The 21,460-nt window shown below is 35.7% G+C and carries 24 protein-coding genes and 3 tRNA genes; 9 read left to right on the forward strand and 18 right to left on the reverse strand.

All coding sequences use genetic code 11. From position 1 onward, the window contains the following. Nucleotides 1–254 precede the first annotated feature (254 nt). The 4 genes from ACLRVU_RS15025 to ACLRVU_RS15040 all read right to left on the reverse strand — a co-directional run bounded on the left by ACLRVU_RS15025 (nt 255) and on the right by ACLRVU_RS15040 (nt 3,104). Nucleotides 255–1,604, reverse strand: coding sequence for an MATE family efflux transporter (locus tag ACLRVU_RS15025; RefSeq protein WP_412892324.1), 1,350 nt, complete (start codon nt 1,602–1,604; stop codon nt 255–257). A 146-nt stretch (nt 1,605–1,750) separates the two neighbouring features. Continuing rightward, nucleotides 1,751–2,152, reverse strand: coding sequence for a flavodoxin domain-containing protein (locus ACLRVU_RS15030; RefSeq protein ID WP_412892343.1), 402 nt, complete (start codon nt 2,150–2,152; stop codon nt 1,751–1,753). Between the two features lie 98 nt (nt 2,153–2,250). Next, on the reverse strand, nt 2,251–2,718 hold the full coding sequence (locus ACLRVU_RS15035) for a MarR family winged helix-turn-helix transcriptional regulator (RefSeq protein WP_412892325.1): 468 nt from the start codon (nt 2,716–2,718) through the stop codon (nt 2,251–2,253). Next, nucleotides 2,718–3,104 (reverse strand): FMN-binding protein, encoded by a 387-nt coding sequence (locus tag ACLRVU_RS15040; protein ID WP_412892326.1) that lies wholly within the window; start codon nt 3,102–3,104, stop codon nt 2,718–2,720. Before ACLRVU_RS15040 ends, ACLRVU_RS15035 begins: the two co-directional genes overlap by 1 nt. Nucleotides 3,105–3,217: 113 nt before the next feature. Between ACLRVU_RS15040 and ACLRVU_RS15045 the strand changes: the two genes are divergently transcribed. Then, on the forward strand, nt 3,218–3,664 hold the full coding sequence (locus tag ACLRVU_RS15045; protein ID WP_412892327.1) for an HIT family protein: 447 nt from the start codon (nt 3,218–3,220) through the stop codon (nt 3,662–3,664). A gap of 3 nt (nt 3,665–3,667) precedes the next feature. On the opposite strand, the gene aroD is transcribed toward ACLRVU_RS15045, so the two are convergent. From aroD to ACLRVU_RS15100, 11 genes are all read right to left on the reverse strand, one after another. Beyond that, entirely contained in the window at nt 3,668–4,411 is a 744-nt protein-coding gene (aroD, locus tag ACLRVU_RS15050) for a type I 3-dehydroquinate dehydratase (protein WP_412892328.1), read from the reverse strand. Further along, entirely contained in the window at nt 4,402–5,178 is a 777-nt protein-coding gene (locus tag ACLRVU_RS15055; RefSeq protein WP_412892329.1) for a hypothetical protein, read from the reverse strand. The genes aroD and ACLRVU_RS15055 overlap by 10 nt, the downstream gene beginning before the upstream one ends. Before the next feature lie 98 nt (nt 5,179–5,276). Beyond that, complete coding sequence (locus ACLRVU_RS15060; RefSeq protein ID WP_412892330.1) at nt 5,277–6,455, reverse strand: deoxyguanosinetriphosphate triphosphohydrolase family protein; 1,179 nt, start codon at nt 6,453–6,455, stop codon at nt 5,277–5,279. Between the two features lie 77 nt (nt 6,456–6,532). Continuing rightward, nucleotides 6,533–6,958, reverse strand: coding sequence for a GNAT family N-acetyltransferase (locus tag ACLRVU_RS15065; RefSeq protein WP_412892331.1), 426 nt, complete (start codon nt 6,956–6,958; stop codon nt 6,533–6,535). Nucleotides 6,959–6,997: 39 nt separating this feature from the next. Then, nucleotides 6,998–8,254: an HlyC/CorC family transporter gene (locus ACLRVU_RS15070; protein WP_412892332.1), complete on the reverse strand. Its 1,257-nt coding sequence runs from the start codon at nt 8,252–8,254 to the stop codon at nt 6,998–7,000. A gap of 140 nt (nt 8,255–8,394) precedes the next feature. Continuing rightward, nucleotides 8,395–8,532, reverse strand: coding sequence for a hypothetical protein (locus tag ACLRVU_RS15075; protein ID WP_412096571.1), 138 nt, complete (start codon nt 8,530–8,532; stop codon nt 8,395–8,397). A 26-nt stretch (nt 8,533–8,558) separates the two neighbouring features. Further along, nucleotides 8,559–10,757, reverse strand: a complete 2,199-nt coding sequence (locus ACLRVU_RS15080; RefSeq protein WP_412892333.1) for an ATP-dependent RecD-like DNA helicase — start codon at nt 10,755–10,757, stop codon at nt 8,559–8,561. Next, nucleotides 10,757–11,890, reverse strand: coding sequence for a tRNA 2-thiouridine(34) synthase MnmA (gene mnmA, locus ACLRVU_RS15085; protein WP_412892334.1), 1,134 nt, complete (start codon nt 11,888–11,890; stop codon nt 10,757–10,759). Before mnmA ends, ACLRVU_RS15080 begins: the two co-directional genes overlap by 1 nt. Nucleotides 11,891–11,997: 107 nt before the next feature. After that, the gene (locus ACLRVU_RS15090) at nt 11,998–12,918 is read right to left on the reverse strand and encodes an ROK family protein (protein WP_412892335.1); all 921 of its coding nucleotides are present in this window, start codon (nt 12,916–12,918) and stop codon (nt 11,998–12,000) included. 59 nt (nt 12,919–12,977) lie between these two features. Then, nucleotides 12,978–13,949, reverse strand: coding sequence for an RluA family pseudouridine synthase (locus tag ACLRVU_RS15095; RefSeq protein ID WP_412892336.1), 972 nt, complete (start codon nt 13,947–13,949; stop codon nt 12,978–12,980). Nucleotides 13,950–14,223: 274 nt separating this feature from the next. Beyond that, nucleotides 14,224–14,394, reverse strand: coding sequence for a hypothetical protein (locus tag ACLRVU_RS15100; RefSeq protein ID WP_412892337.1), 171 nt, complete (start codon nt 14,392–14,394; stop codon nt 14,224–14,226). Between the two features lie 209 nt (nt 14,395–14,603). On the opposite strand from ACLRVU_RS15100, the gene ACLRVU_RS15105 reads away from it, so the two are divergent. Next, entirely contained in the window at nt 14,604–14,774 is a 171-nt protein-coding gene (locus ACLRVU_RS15105) for a hypothetical protein (RefSeq protein WP_156133042.1), read from the forward strand. A gap of 85 nt (nt 14,775–14,859) precedes the next feature. Beyond that, nucleotides 14,860–15,534, forward strand: coding sequence for a hydrolase (locus ACLRVU_RS15110; protein WP_147551770.1), 675 nt, complete (start codon nt 14,860–14,862; stop codon nt 15,532–15,534). Nucleotides 15,535–15,565: 31 nt separating this feature from the next. Here the strand turns inward: ACLRVU_RS15110 and ACLRVU_RS15115 are convergent, their stop codons facing one another. Beyond that, the gene (locus ACLRVU_RS15115) at nt 15,566–15,829 is read right to left on the reverse strand and encodes a hypothetical protein (RefSeq protein ID WP_041138197.1); all 264 of its coding nucleotides are present in this window, start codon (nt 15,827–15,829) and stop codon (nt 15,566–15,568) included. A 150-nt stretch (nt 15,830–15,979) separates the two neighbouring features. Between ACLRVU_RS15115 and ACLRVU_RS15120 the strand changes: the two genes are divergently transcribed. Genes ACLRVU_RS15120 through ACLRVU_RS15130 form a run of 3 tightly spaced genes read left to right on the forward strand, consistent with a single transcriptional unit; the run spans nt 15,980 to nt 18,845 of the window. Further along, on the forward strand, nt 15,980–16,621 hold the full coding sequence (locus ACLRVU_RS15120; protein ID WP_412892338.1) for a MerR family transcriptional regulator: 642 nt from the start codon (nt 15,980–15,982) through the stop codon (nt 16,619–16,621). A gap of 56 nt (nt 16,622–16,677) precedes the next feature. Continuing rightward, a complete protein-coding gene (locus ACLRVU_RS15125) occupies nt 16,678–18,300 on the forward strand; it encodes a MutS-related protein (RefSeq protein WP_412892339.1) in 1,623 nt (540 codons plus the stop codon). A 5-nt stretch (nt 18,301–18,305) separates the two neighbouring features. Then, nucleotides 18,306–18,845: an NUDIX hydrolase gene (locus ACLRVU_RS15130; protein ID WP_412892340.1), complete on the forward strand. Its 540-nt coding sequence runs from the start codon at nt 18,306–18,308 to the stop codon at nt 18,843–18,845. 1 nt (nt 18,846) lies between these two features. Here ACLRVU_RS15130 and ACLRVU_RS15135 read toward each other — a convergent pair whose 3' ends face one another. Together ACLRVU_RS15135 and ACLRVU_RS15140 are read right to left on the reverse strand one after the other, a co-directional pair. After that, nucleotides 18,847–19,050 (reverse strand): nucleic acid-binding protein, encoded by a 204-nt coding sequence (locus tag ACLRVU_RS15135; RefSeq protein WP_412892341.1) that lies wholly within the window; start codon nt 19,048–19,050, stop codon nt 18,847–18,849. Nucleotides 19,051–19,093: 43 nt separating this feature from the next. Next, nucleotides 19,094–20,755, reverse strand: a complete 1,662-nt coding sequence (locus ACLRVU_RS15140; protein ID WP_412892342.1) for a hypothetical protein — start codon at nt 20,753–20,755, stop codon at nt 19,094–19,096. Nucleotides 20,756–20,867: 112 nt separating this feature from the next. On the opposite strand from ACLRVU_RS15140, the gene ACLRVU_RS15145 reads away from it, so the two are divergent. The 3 genes from ACLRVU_RS15145 to ACLRVU_RS15155 all read left to right on the forward strand — a co-directional run bounded on the left by ACLRVU_RS15145 (nt 20,868) and on the right by ACLRVU_RS15155 (nt 21,399). Further along, a tRNA-Lys gene (locus ACLRVU_RS15145) sits at nt 20,868–20,943 on the forward strand. A 269-nt stretch (nt 20,944–21,212) separates the two neighbouring features. After that, nucleotides 21,213–21,303 (forward strand) — tRNA-Ser (locus ACLRVU_RS15150). Nucleotides 21,304–21,322: 19 nt separating this feature from the next. Continuing rightward, nucleotides 21,323–21,399: transfer RNA gene (locus ACLRVU_RS15155), tRNA-Asp, on the forward strand. Nucleotides 21,400–21,460: the final 61 nt, after the last annotated feature.

Consider the following 21,460-nt stretch of genomic DNA (forward strand, 5'->3'; position numbering starts at 1 on the left):
ACAACATAATGCGTATTATGTTGTTTTTCATTTTAAATTTAATAATATAAAATAATCAAACAGATTTTATCTTAAAGTAAAAAATTTATATGGATTCATCCTGCAGATAGAAGAGACACCGCAGTTCGCTTATCTTCTCTAAGATGGTTTGCTTTGTTACATGTATGAAGTTATCATAAAAACATGGTACATTCAGCAGATGTTAAAATAAAAAACTTGGAAAACCCCAATAGGCAAATCCCAAGTTTTTTTAACTACAATGTTTGATTGACAGCAGATAGCCGCAGCTGTTTCATTTTTATAATAAAGGTTGCAAGTAAAATAATATCTGCAAGTAACCAAGCAAACTGGTTGGCAAAGCATATTGCCGTATAACCGAATATTCCAACAAAAACAAAGGCAACGATAGCACGTCCGATCAATTCTGCTACTCCGGCTAACATCGTCAACGCTGAATAGCCCAATCCTTGTAAAGAGTTACGCATAATGAATAAAGCTCCCAATAAGAAGAATAAAATACTATTCATTCTTAAGAATAATGAGACATCTGCCATGATTGCAGTTTCTGAAGCATCGATAAACAACTGGGCAATAAAGGTTCCAAATCCCCACATAAATATACAAGCAATAATGCAGTAACCAAAAGATAAAGCGAAGCTTACTTTTAAGCCTTTTTCGATACGATCGATCTTCTTTGCCCCTAGGTTTTGTCCGCAGTAAGTTGCCATTGTGATTCCCAATGTATCCATTGGCTGAGTTACCATCATCTGAATCTTGTTAGCGGCAGTAACAGCGGCAACACGGGCAGATCCCAATCCATTAACAGCGGTCTGAATCATAACCGAACCAATGGCAGTAATAGAGAACTGCAATGCCATCGGTACACCGATGGACAACAGCCTTTTACAGCAAGTCATATCGAAACGATATTCTTCTTTTTTAAACTTTAAAATAGGAAAACGCTTGATCATAAAAATCGCACATAAAATAGCGGATACGGCTTGTGCCACCAGAGTTGCCCAAGCAACCCCGGCTACCCCCATTTTAAAGTTAATTACAAATACTAAGTCCAAAATAACATTTAATATAGAAGCAATCGCTAAGAAAAGTAATGGTGTTTTACTATCTCCCAATGCTCTTAATATACTTGAAAGCATATTATAGTAAATAGTCGCTACAATTCCCATGAACATAATGGAAATATATGTATAAGAATCCTGATAAATATCAGCCGGTGTATTCATCAGTATCAATAATGACGGTGTAAAAATCATTGTCAGTGTCGTTAAAACAATCGTTGCGATCAAACATAAATAAATAGAGTTTATCACAAATTTTCTAACCCCAACTTCATCCTGAGCCCCAAAGCTTTGAGAGATAGGAATTCCAAATCCACTGCATAGTCCTAAAGCAAACCCTAAAACTAAAAAGTTAATGGAACCTGTTGCTCCTACTGCTGCTAAGGCATTTACACCAACAAACTTACCTACCACAATACTATCTACCATGTTGTATAGCTGTTGGAAAATATTCCCTGCTACTAACGGCAAACAAAACGCTAAAATTAATTTTATCGGTTTGCCTTCTGTCATATCTTTAACCATATCTTAACCTCCTCTTAACCCAACTTCTAAGAGTTTACACCAAAAATTTAGTGAATTCAATAGGTAAAGTAAAGACAGCTATCAGTTAGCTTTAGGTTACAAATATATTTTCCAGCGCATTATTCACTATTTATTTCATTAAATATTTATTTATTATTTATCTGTTGAATCATTTCTTTTAAAAGATTAAGATCTGTATAATCTCCTGACTTTTCCAAACGAGCAGCCATCATCTGATCTCCCTGAGGATCTTTTCTTATAGATTTGCAAATCATTTTCAAAAGGCTTTTACTTGCAAAGCCTAACTGACTGTAATCAACACCTCCGGGGAAATAGTAAAAAGGAATACTCTCTAAATGGTTGGCTTTCTTTATCTCTTGAATCTTTACCAGATCGTCTCTTGAAGTTAATCCACAGGCAAAGACAATCAATTGTTGCGGATTTACTTTCGCCGTTTTATTAAAGTAACTAAGATCACGAATTACCCCTGCTTTTAGGCTTCCTCCATAGATCACTCTTTCATCTTTACTCCAAGTTCTCTTTTTTATATCTTAAACATGGATTAGTTCACAGTTTAACTCTTCACTTAATTTTTTCGCATATTTTAAGGTGAAACCGGTCTTGCTTGAATAGACAATGATTGTTTTCATTGATGTTCTCCTTTTATTTTAATCAGATTCTGTTCGATCTTGCTCATAGTTTTATATGTTCTTTCAATCTCCTCATCATTCAAGCCATCATATAAGGCTGCCATGAATGCCTCTTCTTGTTCATAATATTTTGCTCCTAAGTCCTGAATCTTCTGTGTTGGAACGATTCTTATTTTTCGCTTATCCTGCGGATCGTTCATCGTTTTAATAAAGCCATTCTTTTCCAGCTTTAATGCAATCTGTTTAACGTTTTGATGAGAACTCCCCATGATTTCAGATAAGTCATTAATTGTAGGAGCTCCCTCTTTAAACAGCGATAAGCAGATTAGTAAAAAGAATTGTTTACATGTGATTTCCTCATAAAACTGATCTCCCGCCTGCTGAAGACGATTATCAAAACAAAAAAACAATCCAAACAAAGCTTTTCTGCTTTCCATTCCTTCTAACAATTTTTCTCTATCCATTATTTTTCTCCCTCCCACAATGCCTGATTAACAGCATGCTTGATAACTTCACTTGATAAAGTGGCACCGCTGATTGTATCCACGTCCCAAGTATTTTCCTTTATCATCTCTTCTGTAATCGTTTCCGCTTGTTTTCCAAGACCATGATCATGCTCAAGAATTTGAATATCCGTTATTTTTTCATTGAGGATCGTCACTTCAACCTTTGCTTTAATCAGCAAAGTCTCCGCCTCACCAATGTAATGACCATCCTTTACATGTATGACCTGCTCATTCTTTAACCGTGCAACATCCCTCTTTTCTTTAAAAAAGATACCACCAAATACAATGATGATCATGAATATAATAAATCCAATAATCTTTAATCGTTTTTTCATAGTTTTCATTATGTAACACATTACCTTTCTATTAAGTAATATATTACATATATAATGATTTGTCAATCCCTCTTGACAGTTTCCTTACGTCACCTGTTATCCTTAGCTTAGGAGGTATGAATATGGATTGTTTGATATGTAAAAGAATTGAGCAAATAAAGAAAAATCAAAATCGTTACTTCGTAAAAGAATTAAAAACCGGATATGTTGTATTAGGAGACAGCCAGTATTTTAAAGGGTATACGCTTTTTCTATGTAAACAGCATGTCACTGAGCTCTTTGATTTAGAAGAGAATTTCAGAAAGACCTTTATGGAGGAAATGACGATGGTTGCAAAAGCTGTCAAAATTGCGTTTAATGCCGAAAAAATAAATTATGAATGTCTGGGGAATGGAGATTCCCATCTGCATTGGCATTTATTTCCAAGACGCTCTCAAGATACCCCGATTCCCGGTCCGGTCTGGTGGGTGCCTTATGAAGAGATGAATCATGTACGTAATAAATTAGAGGATGAAGCTTTAGCGATAGAAATAAAAAAACTACAGGACGTTCTAAATGAACTTCTGTAGTTTTTATAACCCTTCGTGCATTAACTCTAGCAATTGGTGAAGCTGGTTGGCTGAGATTTGTCCTGGCGCTGATGCCTGCTGTCCGCTGCCAAATGTTACGGCACTGCCAAATAGCTCACCGACGGCACGTGTAACAAAGCCTAACTTTGACATCGACATCGTGATAATCGGCTGAGTAAATCGCTCATTGGCTTTATATGTAATTTCCAATAATGCCAATACATCTTCAATGTTTTTAGGCATCACCGCTAATTTAAAAATATCTGCACGCAAAGTTTTCATTTTTTCAAAACATGCCATCATTTCTTTTTTACTTGGTGTTTGGGAAAAATCATGATAAGAAGCAATGACACCGACATGATGCTGATGAGCAAGTTTCAAAATTCGAGTGAATAGTTCATCACCGCGAGAAAATTCAACATCAATCAAATCGATCTGCTGACTTTCAAGCAGTGAACGATAAATATCAAAATATCTTTCTGTAATTTTATTACCGCCTTCATAAATTGTACGAAATGTTACCAATAGAATACAGTCCGGCACTTGTTTTCGAATCAGTTCCAATGCTGCCAGAAGTTCTGATTCTTCTTCTACTTTTTCATAATGGTCGATTCGCCATTCAATCAGATCGTAATAGACATCCTTTAAAGCATTCAACTCACTTTGCAGTTCCTCTTTATCTTTTGCGATTAAAGGGACACAGATCTTAGGCAGTCCATTTTTCAATTCTAAATTTTTTATATACATAATTGCTCCTTTTGTTCACAGATCGGAATTATTTCTAAAATATGTTCCGGTGTAACTTGATATTCACTCGCTAAATCGATTTGCACATCAATCTGCTGATGCGAAGAAATAACCATTAAAGCATAATAAACCAAAGCTGTTTTCATTCCTACTTCTGAACCGTCGGCACTGAAACTGTAAGGATTGAAATTAGAGGCACGATCAATGAATTTAATCATATATGGAGTAGATTGATCAATCCAGCCTTGGTGCAGTCCTTTCAATCCGACATACTTTTCAATTTCACTCAATACCTTCGGTCTTGCTCTTAAGGCACCGTCATAAGGGCGATTTTCTCTTAATGTCAAAAAGCAGTCCAGCTGATAATCTCCAAAGATTTTATAATGGAGCTTTGAATTTCCCTGATCAACTAAATTATAGCTTTTATTTTGATAAGTCAGCTTCTTTGTATAGATATCTATGTATATCCCATTGCTGTGCAGATATTCATTCAAACTTGAATCACATGACAAAGCCTGTTTCATATTGATGAGACCCGTACGTTTAATTGAAGCGCATTGGTCGTTATTTGTTGTACTATGAATCCCCACGATTTTCAAATCATCGATATCAAAATCTTGTAAAGAGCCCTCTATCTCTTTTAAAAACAAATCAACATCGGCAATTTGTTTTTCCTTTCCCGTATTGATAATACGGCTTTCATCCACCTGAAACATTCCCGCTAGAGTTTCAATGGCTTTTTGTAATGTGGTGATATCGTAAATCATCCAAATCCCTCCTAATACGAACATCATAGCATTTTTTTAGTTGAAGAGGCAACTAACTTACTGTTATTGTCAAAATAAAACACCCAGCTTTCTGGGTGTCAGATCATTTCATCATGAACAATGGGTAAGAAAATACGCTCATATTCACTCAATACATAAGAATCGGTCATCGCCGATAAATAATCACAAACGATCAGTTCAGGAGCATTTTTTTGATAAGCCGGCGTCATTTTTTCCTTGTAACGCCAAATACCGGTTGTTTTTGATTTAGGTGTCATCAGATCATCATAATAAACATCATACAATTCTTTGATCATACGAACTAATTTACTGTTTTCTTTAACTAAGACAGGATGATGATGAACACGTAATGATAAGAAGTTCAACAGCTCCTTTAATGCCTGAAAAACTTCCGATGAAAAGCTTAAATAAGGCTTATTGTAGCTGTGAATCACTAAATCACCGATCAGACGGTTAATCATGGATTTATTATCCACGCCTAATACTTTAACGACATGCTCCGGCAAATCATCAATAGTAATTAAGCCGACTTTTATAGCGTCTTCAATATCTTTTCCAATGTAAGAGATAACATCTGATACACGAACAACGCATCCTTCTAAGGTCATTGGTCGGATTCTTAAACTGGTACCTTCTTTTTTCCAGCAGTCCTCATATTCCTGCCAAAACTGAGCAATGGTCTTTTCTTTATCGGGAACATATTTTTGTGACAGCATCTCGCCATTGTGACACAAAATACCATCCAATACCTGTAAGGAAACATTATATCCGATACCATTACGCTCGATAAACAAAATGTTGCGGACACTGTTAGCATTATGGCAAAAATAGCCAAAGCCACTGTCTTTTAATTTCTGATTCAACGCCATTTCACCGACATGCCCATACGGTGCATGACCTAAGTCATGACCTAAAGCAATCGCTTCAATCAAATCCAAATTAAGATTCAATCCGCGACCAATTTGTCTGGCAATACGGCTTACCCACTGAACATGAATCGAACGCTTGGATATATGTGCACTCCTAAAAAATGAAAGAGCCTGAGTTTTATCTACATAGCGCTGATAAGATTTACAATATAAAACGCGATCAATATCTTCTTCAAACGGCCAGCGAATATCAAATTCACCCGGCTTTGAAATACTCTCTTTGACTTTGATGCAGTCACTGTTTTTAGTCGCATAGCTGGAAAGATGATCATCTGTTTCTTTTGTTAGCTTCAATGCGTTTTTAATAATCTGTTCTTCTTTTTTCATCGCGTTCACTCCTTTTTATAATAGTATAGTGAAATTACAGAAAATATGCAAAAAAAGTGATAATTCTATCACTTTCTTTATAAATACTTAATCATTTTTATATGCTGGCAATATTCATCAAAGTACACATCACCTTGTTTATGATAACCGCTTTTTTCATAAAATCCCACTGCACTGATCTGAGCTGATAATTCTGCTTTTTTACCATTTAAATCTTTTATTTTATTTTCAAGCAATTCTAATATTTTAGCTCCAAGATGTTGTTTTCGATATTCTTTTAAAACAGCAATTCGTCCTAAAAGATAAGTATCCGTTGTCCCTTCTTTTTGATAAAGGCGCCCACATGCCACAGGCTGATCATTATCAAAAATAACAGCGTGATAAGCGATCGGATCAATCTCATCAAATTCTTGGGTAAAGCCCTGTTCTTCCATAAATACTTTTATACGTATTACCTTTGCAGGATGATGTTCCTGCCAATCTTTTGCAATTCTGCTCTCCACTTTCATTCCCCCTATATAAAAGAAGAAAAAAGAGTAAGGCTACTCTTCTTCTCCCGTTTCCTCAATCGGATCCATAATTGTTAATTTCAATAGCGATATACGATTTTTATGAATTTTTTCTACCTCGATCAAAACATCATCAATCACTAGCTGATGATGCAATTCCGGTGCGCCGTTGCAGGCTCCCAATACCATTCCACCGATCGATTCAAATTCCTCCGATTCAAAATGTGTTCCAATTTCATCATTGATTTCATTAAAACTCATAGCGCCATCTACATAATAAGATTTATCATCGATCTGCTTGATCAATTCTTCCTCTTCATCATATTCATCATCAATATTTCCGACAATTTCTTCCACAATATCCTCAAATGTCACTAATCCGCTCATAACCCCATATTCATCTAATACAACTGCCAGCGACACTCTTTCTTTACGCATTGCTGCAAAAACATCTGAAATGTGATTGAACTCATAAACCATATATGCTTCACGCATATAGTCTTTAATTGAAAAATCTTCCTTATCGAAATCTATAAATAATAAATCTTTCATATTTAATACACCTAATATTTCGTCAAATGACTGACTGTGTACTAAGATACGTGAAAATTGTTCTTTTTTATATGTTTCGATCAGTTCATCATAAGTGACATCTTCCGCTACTGAAATGACATTAATGCGTGGTGTCATGATTTCACGAATTTCAGTATCACCAAATTCAAATACGTTGTGAATCATTTCTTTTTCTTCTGTTTCCAATACACCAGCTTCATGCCCGACTGTCACGAAAGTTTTTAAATCTTCTTCAGTAATTGCGGGTGCTTCTTCAATATTTCCACCAAAAAGCTTGATAATCATCCCTGAAATAAAATTTAATATGATCACGACCGGTTTAAATAAAACGATCAGCCAAGTAATAATTTTACCTATTCTTAGAGAAAATGAGTCAGCATATTTAGTAGATAAAGATTTTGGGGTGATTTCCGAGAAAATCAAGATTAAAATCGTTACAACTGCCGTAGCGATTCCAATTCCGCTGTTTCCAAATATCGCAATTGCGATTGAAGTGGTAAGGGAAGTCGCTAAAATGTTGACTAAGTTGTTTCCTACAAGAATTGTACTTAATAGCGCATTCGTGTTTGACAATAGCTTTTCTACTGTTTTAGCACGTTTATCGCCGTCTTCTGCCAGAGTTCTCATCCTTATTTTATTTACTGATAGCAGTGCTGATTCAGAAGCACTGAAAAAAGCTGATAACACTAGGCAGACAATAAAAATTACTATCTGCATCGATTGTTCCGGGTCCAAATTAAATCCATCTCCTTTAATAATATAATTGCTTAAATTATATGATATCTACAATGAAATGTCAAATAGTCGATCTTTTGACTTTATAACATATACCAAAAAACAAGAGCGAACTCTTGTTTTTACATGGCGTCAACCATATCTTCATATAGTTTTTCGGCTTTTTCCATCATTGCTTTCTTCTCTTTAGGATCCATCATCAATGCATATAAACCGGCTGCAAGCGCCATACCACACGCAACGGCTGCGACTTTAGACATACAATCACCTCTAAATTATTGTGGCACTAATCCATGAAATCATACGGTGACATTCCCTTTTCTTCATTAAATCTTTCTTTTAAATAGGTACATCGTTCTTTTGTTTTTTGTGTCGTGATCCCACGTGCAAATGCTTGTCTTTGTCCTAGCAGGAACAAAGATTGTTTAGCACGGGTAATACCAGTATAAAGCAGCTTTTTTTGAAGCATCACATAATAGTCATTTAAGATTGGCAAAATAACAATTTTAAATTCGCTTCCTTGTGCTTTATGAATGCTCATACAGTAAGCCAAAGTAATCGAATTAAAATCATTTGCCGGATATTCAACGAAGATTCCATCAAAATCAACAACGATTGTATCACTTAGTGTCTCGACATTGTCTTTAAAGCGAATTTCCGCTAATGTTCCGATATCGCCATTGAAGACATTATCATCGACTCTGTTTTTTAACTGCAAAATCTTATCACCCTCACGAAAAACACGTTGTCCTACGCGAATCTCTTGATGGAACTCACTTTTTGGATTCATCACATCCTGAAGCATTTCATTTAAAGCATCAATGCCGGCAACACCCTGATACATCGGCGCCAGCACTTGAATTTCACTGTTGCTGTAGCCTTCGGAAAGTGCTTTTTCAACTATTTTTTTAGTAAAGCTTAGTACCTGTACATTCGCACAATCCATAAAATGGATATCTTTATAATCATCAAACAGATCAAATGAATGCATTTCATCATTACGAATTTCATGTGCCATCTTTACGATTCCAGAAGATTCTTTTTGACGATAAATCTTGTTTAGCCGAATCGTCGGAATCGTTTCAATCATCAGCAAATCACGAAGAACATTACCAGGTGACACAGATGGAAGTTGTTCATGATCCCCAATAATCAGAATTTTTTCTACTTTACTGCAGGCTTCCAGTAATCTGGCAAAGAGGACAGTATCGACCATGGAAAACTCGTCAATAATAAGAAGAGACGTTTCCAATGGATGCTGTGCATCATGCATAAATTCATTTTTTTGAATATCCCACTTTAATAAACGATGAATTGTTTGTGATTCTAATCCTGTCAATTCGCTTAATCGCTTAGCAGCTCTGCCGGTTGGTGCTACCAATGAAATCGGGCAATCCTTATTCATTCTCGAAAAAACATCAATCGCAGCTTTCACGATCGTTGTTTTTCCGGTTCCCGGTCCGCCGGTAAGAATCATTAACGGGGATTCTAAAAACAAAGCCATCGCTTCTCTTTGAGAATCATCAAAAACGATATGATCTCTTTCTTCAACGACTTGGATTTGCTCATCAATCTTAGTTTGTTCAAAGCGATGTGCCTCCATACCGATAAAAGTCAAAAGATGTTCAGCGATACTTTTCTCTGCATCTTCATATAGGTCAACCATCAGCTTTTCACCATGGCGATATAATTTTCCTTCTTCAACCATTTCCGATATCGCCTGCTGATAAGAAATCAATTCGATTGAATAGTCAAATTTCTGCAGTCGATTCAACAAATTAGCTTCTTCTACATATGTATTTCCGCTTTGATAACACCAATCTTTAATTAAATGATATACTAATGCCTTAATTCTTCTTTCATCTTGACGTTCCACACCAATTGCCAAAGCCAGCTGATCGACCGATTTAAATTGAATGCCTTCAATATCGTCTATTAGCTGATAAGGATACTCATTGATGATTTTCATCGCTTCCTCTTTATAGGTGATTAACACTTTATCAATCATCGCCATGCTGATGCCGTGACTCATTAAAAACTGCATCACTTCACTGTCATAGCTCTGGGTATTTAATATTTCACAAATGGTTTGTTTTTTAGACAAGGTCATTCCTTTTATATTATTGAGGACATCACTGTCCTCCTTAATCATTTCCAAGGCATTTTCGCCTAAGGCATCCACAATATAGGTAGCTTGAATCTTACCGATTCCTTTGAACAGCGGACTAGATAAATAGCGAATGATTTCTTCATAATCATTCGCCAATACTTCTTCATAATGACTGAATTTAAACTGTTTGCCATATTTAGGATGAATAACAAAGTCTCCGAAAAAGCGATAACGCTGATTTTCCTTCGGCTCGTTCATTAATCCGGTAATCAGTAATGGCTTTTCTAGTTCATCATCATCGATCACAGCCACGATAAAGCGGGATTGGTCACTATAAAAACGTACCTGAACAATCGTTCCAACGTATTGATCCATTATAAATATGACAGTTCCTTACCATCTTTATATACTTTATCGATTGTTCCGCCGCCTAAACATACATCTCCTAAATAAAAGACTGCCGCCTGTCCCGGAGTCACTGCTTTAACCGGTTTTATAAATTCTACCTGCAATGTTGTTTCATCAATAAATTCTATTACGACCGGATTATCCGGCTGACGATAACGGAATTTTGCCTGACATTCTAATTTTCCAACAGGCTTTGTATTGGAAATCCAATTCACATCATGTATTAATGCTCCGGTAGATAACAGCCATTTATTTTGATCTGACTGACAGACATACAAGACATTCTCATCATAATTTTTCCCCACAACAAACCAAGCTTCTCCCGGTCCGCCAATATTCAGTCCTTTTCTTTGACCGATTGTATAATACATAATCCCTTGATGCGTTCCTACTGCCTTCCCGGTTTCAATATCCACCATCTGACCATCTTTAGCCGGAATATAGTTTTTCAAAAACTCACGGAAATCACGTTCACCAATGAAGCAAATGCCTGTGCTGTCTTTTTTATCAGCTACCGGCAAATTGATTTCATGAGCAATTCTTCTAACTTCCGGTTTTTCTAGTTCCCCTAATGGAAACAAAGTGGTTTTTAACTGTTCCTGAGATAGCTGACAAAGAAAGTAAGTCTGATCTTTATTATGGTCTAAGCCTTTAAGCATGATCGATTCCCCATTGGGATGATGTTCTACACGTGCATAATGTCCGGTCGCAATATAATCTGCTCCCAATGTTTTCGCATAATCTAAAAAAGCTTTAAATTTAATATGCTTATTACATAAGATATCCGGATTCGGTGTTCTTCCTTTTTTATATTCATCAATAAAATAAGTAAAAACATGATCCCAATATTCTTTAATAAAATCAACGCGATGAATTTCGATTCCCAGTGTGTCCGCCACTTTTTTGGCATCTTTAAAATCTTCTTCCTGCGGACAATAAGGAGCATCATTATCGGGATTTCCCAACACATCATTATTTAATTGACTGTCCCAGTTTTTCATAAAGACACCGATCACATCATAGCCTTGTTTTTTCAATAGATAAGCACTGACTGCGGAGTCGACACCACCGCTTAAACCAACAATTACTCTTTCTTTCATCCTATCCCTCCTTAATAAAGCAGTTTACCATATTTCTTCTTTTTTGCAACTCTTAATCTATTATACCTCATTTTAAGACAAATCACTAAAAAAAGGACTTACGTCCTTTATTGTAACTGTGACATTGGCAGCATTGCAGCCCCGATGGCACCGCAGTCATCGATTTCTACACTGTAGATTGGTGTATAGCCACGCATTCCTTCATGAATTTTACTGTTAAACATTTTATTTAACTCATCAATAAAGTAATCTTTTGATTTCATAACTCCGCCACCGATAACAAAGCAGTGAGGATCTACAGTATGTGCAATGTTTGCCATCATTGTAGTAATGCAATCTAAGAAATCTTCCTTAATGGCAATGGCATCCTTATCTCCGTTAGCCGAGAGTTCAAACACATTTCCCGCATGTTTAATAGCTTCTTCGCCAAAAATCTTACGTGCTTTACGAACAATCGCTGTTCCACTCGCTTCATTTTCAACCGCTCCAGCATTTAAATGGTTAATCTTTTCACCATTTGATTTCACGATAATATTTCCGATTTCTCCGGCATGTCCACGATTTCCTGATACTAACTTACCATCAACGATGAACGCACCACCGATTCCTGTTGAAATAGTAATGTAAAATACGGTTGCCTTTAAACGTCCAGCTCCAACAATAGCTTCCGCCAGCCCCGCAACATTGGCATCATTATCAATAAAAGTCGGTTTTGAAAAATAAGCTTCTAACTTATCACAAATTGGATATTTCGCAAAATCATGTAAATTAGTTGCCATCACCATGTATTTATTCACTGTGTCTACCGGTCCCGGCACCCCGATTCCGATTCCATCTACATGTTCGAATCCGCCAATTCCTGTATAATCGATCGATTCAATCTGCTTAATGATTTTCTGAGTAACATAGTCAGGTCCTTTTTCACTTTCTGTCACGTCTTTAACTTCGGCAATGATTGTCCCTTTTTCATCTACCAATAATGAACGTACGTTAGTTCCTCCCAAATCTACTCCGATAAAATATCTCATCTTTTTTCCTCCTTAACGTTCTGTTTTTATTATACAATAATTTAAGATTAATGAATACCCTAATTAAAGATTTCCCGTTTGATTCTATCTAACTTTTCCGGCAGCGGACAAGTGATTGTCTTATCCTTTAAATAAGCTAACTTACCTAAGGGTTTAGTAAACGTAATCTCATAGGCGTGCAGGAACTGATGAGATAAGCGATACTGTTTTTTGATTTTCTTGTTTAATTCATAATTCCCATATTTACTGTCTCCGATCACCGGATGATCAATACTCGCCAAATGGATACGGATCTGATGCGTTCGCCCGGTTACAATTTTAACTTCCAGCAATGTATAGGCAGCATTGAAGCGCACCGGATGAATCAAGGTATGCATCTTTAATCCTTCCGGATCTTTTGGTGAAACAAGATACATTCTTCCCAATGTCTCATTCTTTTTTACATAATCAATCAACTCTTTGTCGCCATCTATTCTTCCGGCAACGATCGTTAAATATTTTTTATCAATACAATGACGCTGCTTCATCATCTCATTAAGATTTTGCAATGCCGGCAAGGTTTTTCCAAAAATAACGATTCCACTGGTATTACGGTCTAAACGATGAACCGGTCCGGGTGTAAAGGTATTTTCAACACTGTCAAGATATTCTCCTTTGCGCTTTAGATAACTTAGCACTTCATTGCTTAAAGTATGTACTTCTTCATTCTGATCTTCGTGAACCAATAGTCCTGCAGGCTTATTCACCACTAAGATCTGATCATCCTCGTACAGCACACTAAAGGTTTGCGGAAGCTCATAAATTTCTTTCTTCCCGGCAAACTGCATAAATAAATCTTCATATAAAAAAAGACTGACTTCATCTTTTAACTGCAGTATATAGTTTTCATTTACCTTGCTGCCATTCACTTTGACATCTTTTTTCCGAATCATCTTATAGATAAAGCTTTTAGGTGCCAAAGGCAGATACTTCACTAAAAATTTATCTATTCGCTGATTAGTATTATTCATGTCGATTATTACTTTTTTCATTTTATCACCAGCCCAAGTATAGCATACTTCTATCTAAGAATAAACCTACTAATTTAGTCGAAATTATAAAAAATTGGCATTTTAATAAAATCTATTTTTTGTTTTGAAACCCTTTACATTTTTACCGGATATGCTATAATGTAATCGTTAAGTGAAGCGCATTCACTTACACATACCCCCTATTATCACCCTTACGTGAATATAATAGAGACTGAAAACGTCCCCCCCGGACGTTTTCTTTTTTATAAACTAATCCCTCTTAAATCGTATAAGCTTAGCCAATAAAACCTTTAAATACTTTGACTTGATGATTATCATAAACTAGCACTGTAAAGTTTGACTGACAATGCACACAAAAATAATGATACGCTTTAAAACCATCTTTCTTATTTTCATAACAGTTAATGCTTTTAATGATTTTTCCGCAATGACATTTTCTTTCCATATGATTCACCCCATGTCAATTTATCAGACCGATATGGAGAAATTTGTCAAATAAACGCACATAGACTACGAATTTCATCTTTTGATTACCAATTTCAGCCATAAAATAATGTTTTTTTTATTTTTAATTAGTATATTAACAAGCATAAATAATATACTTTCAAGAATGGTTTTCTATTTTGATTCCATAATAAACCTGAGGTGGATAACATGTTAGAAAAGAAAATAGACCGCAATACATTGATTAACGAACTTAGCAACGATTTTTTTGAAAACCGTTCTGAAATAGAGAGAATGCCGGATGATAAGCTAGCGGAATTATATAACGAATGGGATCATCATCATGAGATCACTTATCCTAACGGCAACGATTTTCTGTAATACTACCTATTCCTGGGTAGTTTTTTTATTTTGTTCATTCGATTTTCACAAGGATATGCTAAAATATAGAAAAGGAGGTAAGTTTATGAATAAAGAAATGCCGAAGATCGTTTCATCTTTAAGAACTCATTTAGTTGCAGTTCCTCCCTGTATACGTAAAGCAACTGGTATTCTGATTAATGGAAAACGGATTAAATCGTTATTGTTTTCAACAGATGTCGCGCTTATTTCAAATTGTGATGCAGATGCTATCATTGCAGTATACCCTTTTACTCCAACTTTACAAATTACCAACGCGATTATTGATGTAGCACAAGGACCTGTTCTAGTAGGAGTCGGCGGCGGTACTACAGCCGGACCGCGTGTCAAAGAGATTGCTTTGGATGCCGAACTGCATGGTGCCTTAGCTGTTGTCTTGAATGCACCGACGAAAACTGAATTTGTTCAGGAATTGCAAGGACATGTGGATATCCCGATTGTTTTAACGATCGTTTCGCTGGATGAAAACCTTGAAGAAAGAATGCTTCACAGCGGAGCAAACATCATCAATGTTTCCGGTGGTAAAAACACAGTAAAAATTGTACAGGCGCTGCGAAAGATCGATCCTTATTTTCCGATTATCGCAACCGGTGGTCCTAGTGAGGAGACAATTATGGATGTCATTGAGGCTGGTGCTAATGCCATCACCTATACGCCGCCAACAAGTGCAGATATTTTTAAGGAAATGATGGAAAAATACCGTATTCAATGTAAAAAATAAAAGGTCTATTAAATGGATTAATAGATCCTTTTTATATTTCCAGCCCTTTAGGCATATTTGCGGGATTAATGGTACCAAATGCAATGATTTCGACTTCACTATTTGTTTTATTGATTAATTCATCGGTAAAGTTTTCTTTATAGTAGTTTAATTTTTCTAAGATGCTTTTATTTTTATTAATAATAAACTCACTTTCCGTAAATTGAGGCAAAGTTATTTCAACATACACATTTTTCCCGTCTTCAAAGGCTTTTTGGAAATAATCTTCAAGCACTTGCAACGCGGTCTTTTTCATAAGCTCTCCTTTCTGCTAATAATCATTATATGTTCAATATTTCTTATATATTCCTTAAATCATTCTTTTTTATGATTTATTATCTTGATTCTTTTTTGACAGACACCTTATAATACTTTTTAAGAGTCATATGAAAGAAAGGGGAACACGATGCAGGCAAAACAAGTGATGAAATTAACCGGAATTACCAAAAAGGCACTGGAATACTATGAAAACAAGAAACTGCTTTCCCCTACTCGTCTGCCTTCTGGGTACCGTGATTATAATGAAGAGGATATCTTTCAAATAAAAACAATTCTGCTTTTAAGACAGCTTGATTTTTCAATTGAAGAAATTACCCATCTCATGAAAGATCATCAATTTGATTTATTTAATGAAAAGAAAAAGAAAATTAATCGACAGCTTTATGATTTACAAACTAATCTTTTTTATTTGAATCAAACTGAAGAATTACTGAAGTCTCAGGATTCAGCAGATATTGAAGCTGATCTTGACCAAGTTCAAGTAGAAAAAGCAGAACCACAGGAAATCATCGATGAATTGTTAGAACAAATCCAAGAGGACCGCAACATGAAGGATGAAGATATAACGAACCAAGCCTTGAATCATCAGCAAATCGGGATATGCCTTTTACTTATCAGCCTATCAGCAGGACTTGTCAGTCACTTTGGACTAAAAAACGATGATTTCTATTTTATGATGTATTTTTTTAGTCTTTTTCTTTTAAGTGATAAGCTTTACTACACGATTAAGCTGTTTTTATTGGAAATGAAGGAAAAATTCATGAAATAACTTGACTTCCCCCTTAGGAGGACCTGTACAATCAGGCTAGACAAGGGGGAATTTTTATGTCACTAATCGTTATTCTTGTTTTCGTGGTTATTGCCACCATCATCGCTGTTATCCATGATCTCAATTATCCAAAACGAATTAAAAACGAATTAAAGCAAAACTATGAGGATGGCTTAAAAGAACCGTTAATGCCATGCTTTCATCATTATTATAAGACTTTAAAGCAGAATCCTTATCGTACCATCGACCATCAGACATGGAATGATCTGGATTTAGACAAAATGACAGATACATTAAATTATACCCAAAGTATGATCGGTGAATCTTACCTTTACGCTGCCTGTCATCAATTAAAAGATCAAAAAACATTATTAGATCGTGAAGCTGCCATCACCTACTTTAGTACACATTCAAAAGAACGTACTGAAATTCAGTATCTGCTTTATCTACTGGGAAAAAGTGAGGATATGTTCGTTGAAGACCTGCCGCAGCGTGTTGAAGGCATTCAAATCAAAGGAAAACCATTATTTCATTTATTTGCCTATCTTCCGATCCTGATGCTGATTTTTATTCCTTTTAATCCTAATTTATGCATTGCTTTAGTATTCGCTGCACTTTGCGTCAATGTTGTATTATATCTATATGCTAATATATATATTTCTAAGCTTGACTATCTATTATCCAGCGGCGGAATGATGATCATCCAAGCTAAGAAAATATTGCCTTATATCGATTCATCATTATTTTTCTATCCTGTGATGCAAAAGATGGTACAGTTTTGGAGTCCGTTTATCCGTTCTTTTGAAGGGGTAACTAAAATAAAAGATTCCGATCTCCGGGCAATGTTGAGTTTATTTCGTTACTTTACCTTAAAAGAGGCTCGCTGTTTCTTCAAAATTCAAAAGCAGTTAACCGAGCACCCTCATGAATATATGGCATTGTATGAAACACTTGGAGAAATTGAATTATGTATTGCGGTTGCGGCTTATCGTCACTCTTTAGATCAGCATTATTGTCTGCCGAAATTTATCGAATCCTCTCAATTGATCATGACAGAGGGCTGTCACCCGCTGCTTCCTAACGGCATTGCCAATTCTTTAACGATGGATGGACCGATCATGCTTACCGGCAGCAATGCTTCTGGAAAATCTACATTCTTAAAAGCTGTTGCAGTGAATATGATCTTAGCTCAAACGATTCATACAGCTACTGCTCAGGCTTTTGAAATGAAGCCTTGTTTGATTGTATCTTCAATGGCAATACAGGATCATCTGCTGGAAGGAGAAAGTTATTTTATTGCCGAAATCAAATCCCTAAAGCGTTTGCTTGATTTTGCCGATCATACCTACTGCTTTTGTTTAGTTGACGAAATCCTAAGAGGAACTAACACGTATGAACGTTTACTATCTTCCAGTGCCGTCTGCCATTATTTAAGTCAGAGAGAGTCACTTAGTATAATTGCAACCCACGATATTGAACTAACTGCCCAGCCTAATTTTAAACAATATCATTTTGAAGAAACAATCAAAGAGGATTCTATCTATTTTGATTATCTTTTAAAACCGGGTCCAAGTCACACAATGAATGCGATTAAGCTATTAAAAATTTATGGTTTTAATCAAAATATCCTAGATTGGATAGATAATCAAAAAAAGTGTGATACAATTAAAAACGGGTGATAAAAATGGAAAAGAAGATTAAATCAACGCCAATTTATGATGGGAAGATCATTAAAGTAGAATTAGACGAAGTAGAGCTTCCTAACCATCAGATCGGCTATCGTGAAATCGTAAGACACCATGGTGGAGTAGGTATCCTAGCCATCATCGAGGGGAAAATCTTATTAGTCAAGCAATATCGTTATGCGCAGCAAGCAGAAACATTGGAAATACCGGCTGGAAAAATTGAATTGGGGGAAGATCCTTATTTAACCGGAATGCGTGAAATAGAGGAAGAAACCGGCTATCATGCAGAGTCTTTAACTTTATTTTCAAAAGCCCTGCCTACACCGGGATATTGTACTGAAGTACTTTATCTTTATGAAGCGAATGAACTAAAAAAAGCGGAACACCCGCTGTCTTGTGATGAAGATGAATTTATTGATGTCTGCATGATGGATATCCAAGAAGCCTATGAAGCTGTTATGGCAATGGAAATCCTTGATGCGAAAACAATTATTGCGATCATGTATGCTTATAACCGTTATGGCAAGAAAGACGCTTAATTTAAAGCGCCTTTTTTATTTGCTTAGTGTTTTCTAAATAAATTGAGATTTCTCCACAGTTGGGACACACTGCCGCTTTAGGTTTTCCTAATCTTTTGGCAAATATTTTTTTATTTTCTGCCAAAGTAATGCCATAGCTTGCTCCTTCAATTTTAAAATCAAATCCCTCAATCATATCACTTTGACAACGTAAGCATTTTCTCATGATAGTCTCCTTTCTCTATCAAAAAAGTGATATTTAGCTCATATCACTCTTCAAAATATTCATGACGATGCCAGAAATACCCAATAATCTTATATAGACTGGATATAAAGAACACCATAAAAATGATAATAATAAATTGCAAAAACATGGGAGATACACTCGTTGCATTATAAATCGATAAAGCTGGAAACGGCTGAACAATAAACTCATAAATTGCCGTACAGATATTAACAAAGCCAACCAGGAAGATATCAAATAACGCCCTTAAGATGGCATTATCTTCTACCATATCGTAAAAGCACATATAGATGAGTCCACCAATGCTGACAATCATAATTGATGTCAGTAAATTCAGTATTCCACTTAAAAAGACATCCAGCACACGGAGTTTTTCTTCTTCAATAAACGGTTCTGTTTCTGCAGCAATCGGAAGCTCTTCTGATTCTTCATTAGTAACAACAGGCTCCTTTGATGTTTCTTTAGGAACAGCAGCAGATTCTTTGAGCGTTTCTCTTTCTTCCAGTTCATCAAAAATTTCCTGTATTTTATCATTCTTAGGAATATCCATCGATTCATTTATCGGAGATAATTCCATTGTGCGATCTAATTCGTCTAAACTGAATTCCTGTGTTTGATCGAATATCAGTTTATCTTCAGGAATAGCTTCGATAGTGTTTTCTGATTCTTTTTCCTCTTGTGGAATTAGTTCCGACTCTTTAATTTTTTCCGGTACCTTTTCTTCTATAGGCAAAGTGTTCCGTTCTCTAATCTTTTCAAAGGAAAGCAAAGTAGACGAAGCATCTGCCTTAATTTCTGATTCAACCTTAAATAATTTCTTTTCAATATCACTGAAAGCCTGATGAAATTCTTTTGTCATTGATCCTACTTCTACTTTATTGGAAGTAGAAAAAACCTCCTCAACGATCGGTAATATTTCCGGCTGATTTTCATATTTCATCTTAAGATAGGCATAGCGTGATGCTTTTTGCTTCTCATCCATATTCTCATCATAGCCTAAAAAATCTTTATAAATATCAGCAGAAGTATACTTGCCAAATAAAACATACTGCAAAACATCAAAAAGGGTGTTCATTACTCCATTAAAGGAAAGTGAAGCATCGAAATAAGATTTATCGTTATCCGGAACATAGATCATATCAATAGGAGAATATTGAAGACACTTAAAGATACTGGTTAAAGATGATATAACCACCATTTCTTCTAATTCAATATGATAGGATTCTTTTAAAGCATAAAATAATTTTACAGAGGGGACATCATCACATACATCACTCAAACTAATGACTTGATCGATATCCTGAGTTAAGTGACGGTAATGCAGCAATTGTTTTGCATTCGTCGCATCATGTGTTGTTAAAACGATGACTTTAAGCTGTTTGCTTTTGGCAAAGCTCAATAAAGCATCAGCGCTTTCTTTTAATCTGATATTATGTAGGTTTTTTTCATCATATACAAAGTTTTCGATCTTACGATTCATTAAAGTCGCTATTTCTTCTTGAACGAATGAATACATCGATTTAACTGTTCCTAAACGGCGAGTATATTCCTGATATGAAAAATGAAGAAATGTTTTGGGATATAAAAGCAAAGAAAAATCATAACGTAATTCATTTAAGTTGAAAATTAAATCATCCATCGTTATGACGATTGCTTTATAATGTTCAAAGTCTTTTAAAGAACTCATGATGTTCACCTCTCGATTTTCTCTATCATATCATATTTTAAAAATTCTTAACACATTAATGGTCAATTTATATTGATTTTTTTCGTTAAATATAGTATTATCATTGTGTTGTCTCTCCTTAGCTCAGTTGGCAGAGCATCTGACTCTTAATCAGAGGGTCCACGGTTCGAGCCCGTGAGGGGAGACCATTTAGACAGCTAATCCGCTTATACAGTGGATTTTTTTTATTGTCTTACTTAAAAAAACTTATTCACAGATATATTACATTAAAGAAAGAATTTTATAATTCCTAATTGACATAATAAATATCTATATGCTATTATAAAAAAGCAATAAGAAAGCCTTTACTGAGAATAAAGCTCTGAGTTGGATTGGATATTATCAATCTATAAAAGAAGTTGATAAAAAGTACTTGCAATGAAATGCAGGTTATGCTATTATATTTAAGCAACGAGTTGGAGACATACTCAAGAGGCTGAAGAGGCGCCCCTGCTAAGGGTGTAGGTCGGGAAACTGGCGCGAGGGTTCAAATCCCTCTGTCTCCGCCATAATTGCAAACTATAAATTGGTCTGGTAGTTCAGTTGGTTAGAATGCCGCCCTGTCACGGCGGAGGTCGCGGGTTCGAGTCCCGTCCAGACCGCCATCTATAATGCGGGTGTAGTTCAATGGTAGAACTTCAGCCTTCCAAGCTGACTACGTGGGTT

The organism is Beduini sp., assembly GCF_047239305.1.
Taxonomy (GTDB): Bacteria; Bacillota_I; Bacilli_A; order Erysipelotrichales; family Coprobacillaceae; genus Beduini.

Excerpts from the sequence above, each read along its gene's own strand:
- ACLRVU_RS15025 (WP_412892324.1), bottom strand. The coding sequence starts at position 1,604 with ATGGTTAAAGATATGACAGAAGGCAAACCGATAAAATTAATTTTAGCG.
- ACLRVU_RS15035 (WP_412892325.1), bottom strand. The coding sequence starts at position 2,718 with ATGGATAGAGAAAAATTGTTAGAAGGAATGGAAAGCAGAAAAGCTTTG.
- ACLRVU_RS15040 (WP_412892326.1), bottom strand. The coding sequence starts at position 3,104 with ATGAAAACTATGAAAAAACGATTAAAGATTATTGGATTTATTATATTC.
- ACLRVU_RS15045 (WP_412892327.1), top strand. The coding sequence starts at position 3,218 with ATGGATTGTTTGATATGTAAAAGAATTGAGCAAATAAAGAAAAATCAA.
- aroD (WP_412892328.1), bottom strand. The coding sequence starts at position 4,411 with ATGTATATAAAAAATTTAGAATTGAAAAATGGACTGCCTAAGATCTGT.
- ACLRVU_RS15055 (WP_412892329.1), bottom strand. The coding sequence starts at position 5,178 with ATGATTTACGATATCACCACATTACAAAAAGCCATTGAAACTCTAGCG.
- ACLRVU_RS15060 (WP_412892330.1), bottom strand. The coding sequence starts at position 6,455 with ATGAAAAAAGAAGAACAGATTATTAAAAACGCATTGAAGCTAACAAAA.
- ACLRVU_RS15070 (WP_412892332.1), bottom strand. The coding sequence starts at position 8,254 with ATGCAGATAGTAATTTTTATTGTCTGCCTAGTGTTATCAGCTTTTTTC.
- ACLRVU_RS15075 (WP_412096571.1), bottom strand. The coding sequence starts at position 8,532 with ATGTCTAAAGTCGCAGCCGTTGCGTGTGGTATGGCGCTTGCAGCCGGT.
- ACLRVU_RS15080 (WP_412892333.1), bottom strand. The coding sequence starts at position 10,757 with ATGGATCAATACGTTGGAACGATTGTTCAGGTACGTTTTTATAGTGAC.
- mnmA (WP_412892334.1), bottom strand. The coding sequence starts at position 11,890 with ATGAAAGAAAGAGTAATTGTTGGTTTAAGCGGTGGTGTCGACTCCGCA.
- ACLRVU_RS15090 (WP_412892335.1), bottom strand. The coding sequence starts at position 12,918 with ATGAGATATTTTATCGGAGTAGATTTGGGAGGAACTAACGTACGTTCA.
- ACLRVU_RS15095 (WP_412892336.1), bottom strand. The coding sequence starts at position 13,949 with ATGAAAAAAGTAATAATCGACATGAATAATACTAATCAGCGAATAGAT.
- ACLRVU_RS15100 (WP_412892337.1), bottom strand. The coding sequence starts at position 14,394 with ATGGAAAGAAAATGTCATTGCGGAAAAATCATTAAAAGCATTAACTGT.
- ACLRVU_RS15105 (WP_156133042.1), top strand. The coding sequence starts at position 14,604 with ATGTTAGAAAAGAAAATAGACCGCAATACATTGATTAACGAACTTAGC.
- ACLRVU_RS15110 (WP_147551770.1), top strand. The coding sequence starts at position 14,860 with ATGAATAAAGAAATGCCGAAGATCGTTTCATCTTTAAGAACTCATTTA.
- ACLRVU_RS15115 (WP_041138197.1), bottom strand. The coding sequence starts at position 15,829 with ATGAAAAAGACCGCGTTGCAAGTGCTTGAAGATTATTTCCAAAAAGCC.
- ACLRVU_RS15120 (WP_412892338.1), top strand. The coding sequence starts at position 15,980 with ATGCAGGCAAAACAAGTGATGAAATTAACCGGAATTACCAAAAAGGCA.
- ACLRVU_RS15125 (WP_412892339.1), top strand. The coding sequence starts at position 16,678 with ATGTCACTAATCGTTATTCTTGTTTTCGTGGTTATTGCCACCATCATC.
- ACLRVU_RS15130 (WP_412892340.1), top strand. The coding sequence starts at position 18,306 with ATGGAAAAGAAGATTAAATCAACGCCAATTTATGATGGGAAGATCATT.
- ACLRVU_RS15135 (WP_412892341.1), bottom strand. The coding sequence starts at position 19,050 with ATGAGAAAATGCTTACGTTGTCAAAGTGATATGATTGAGGGATTTGAT.
- ACLRVU_RS15140 (WP_412892342.1), bottom strand. The coding sequence starts at position 20,755 with ATGAGTTCTTTAAAAGACTTTGAACATTATAAAGCAATCGTCATAACG.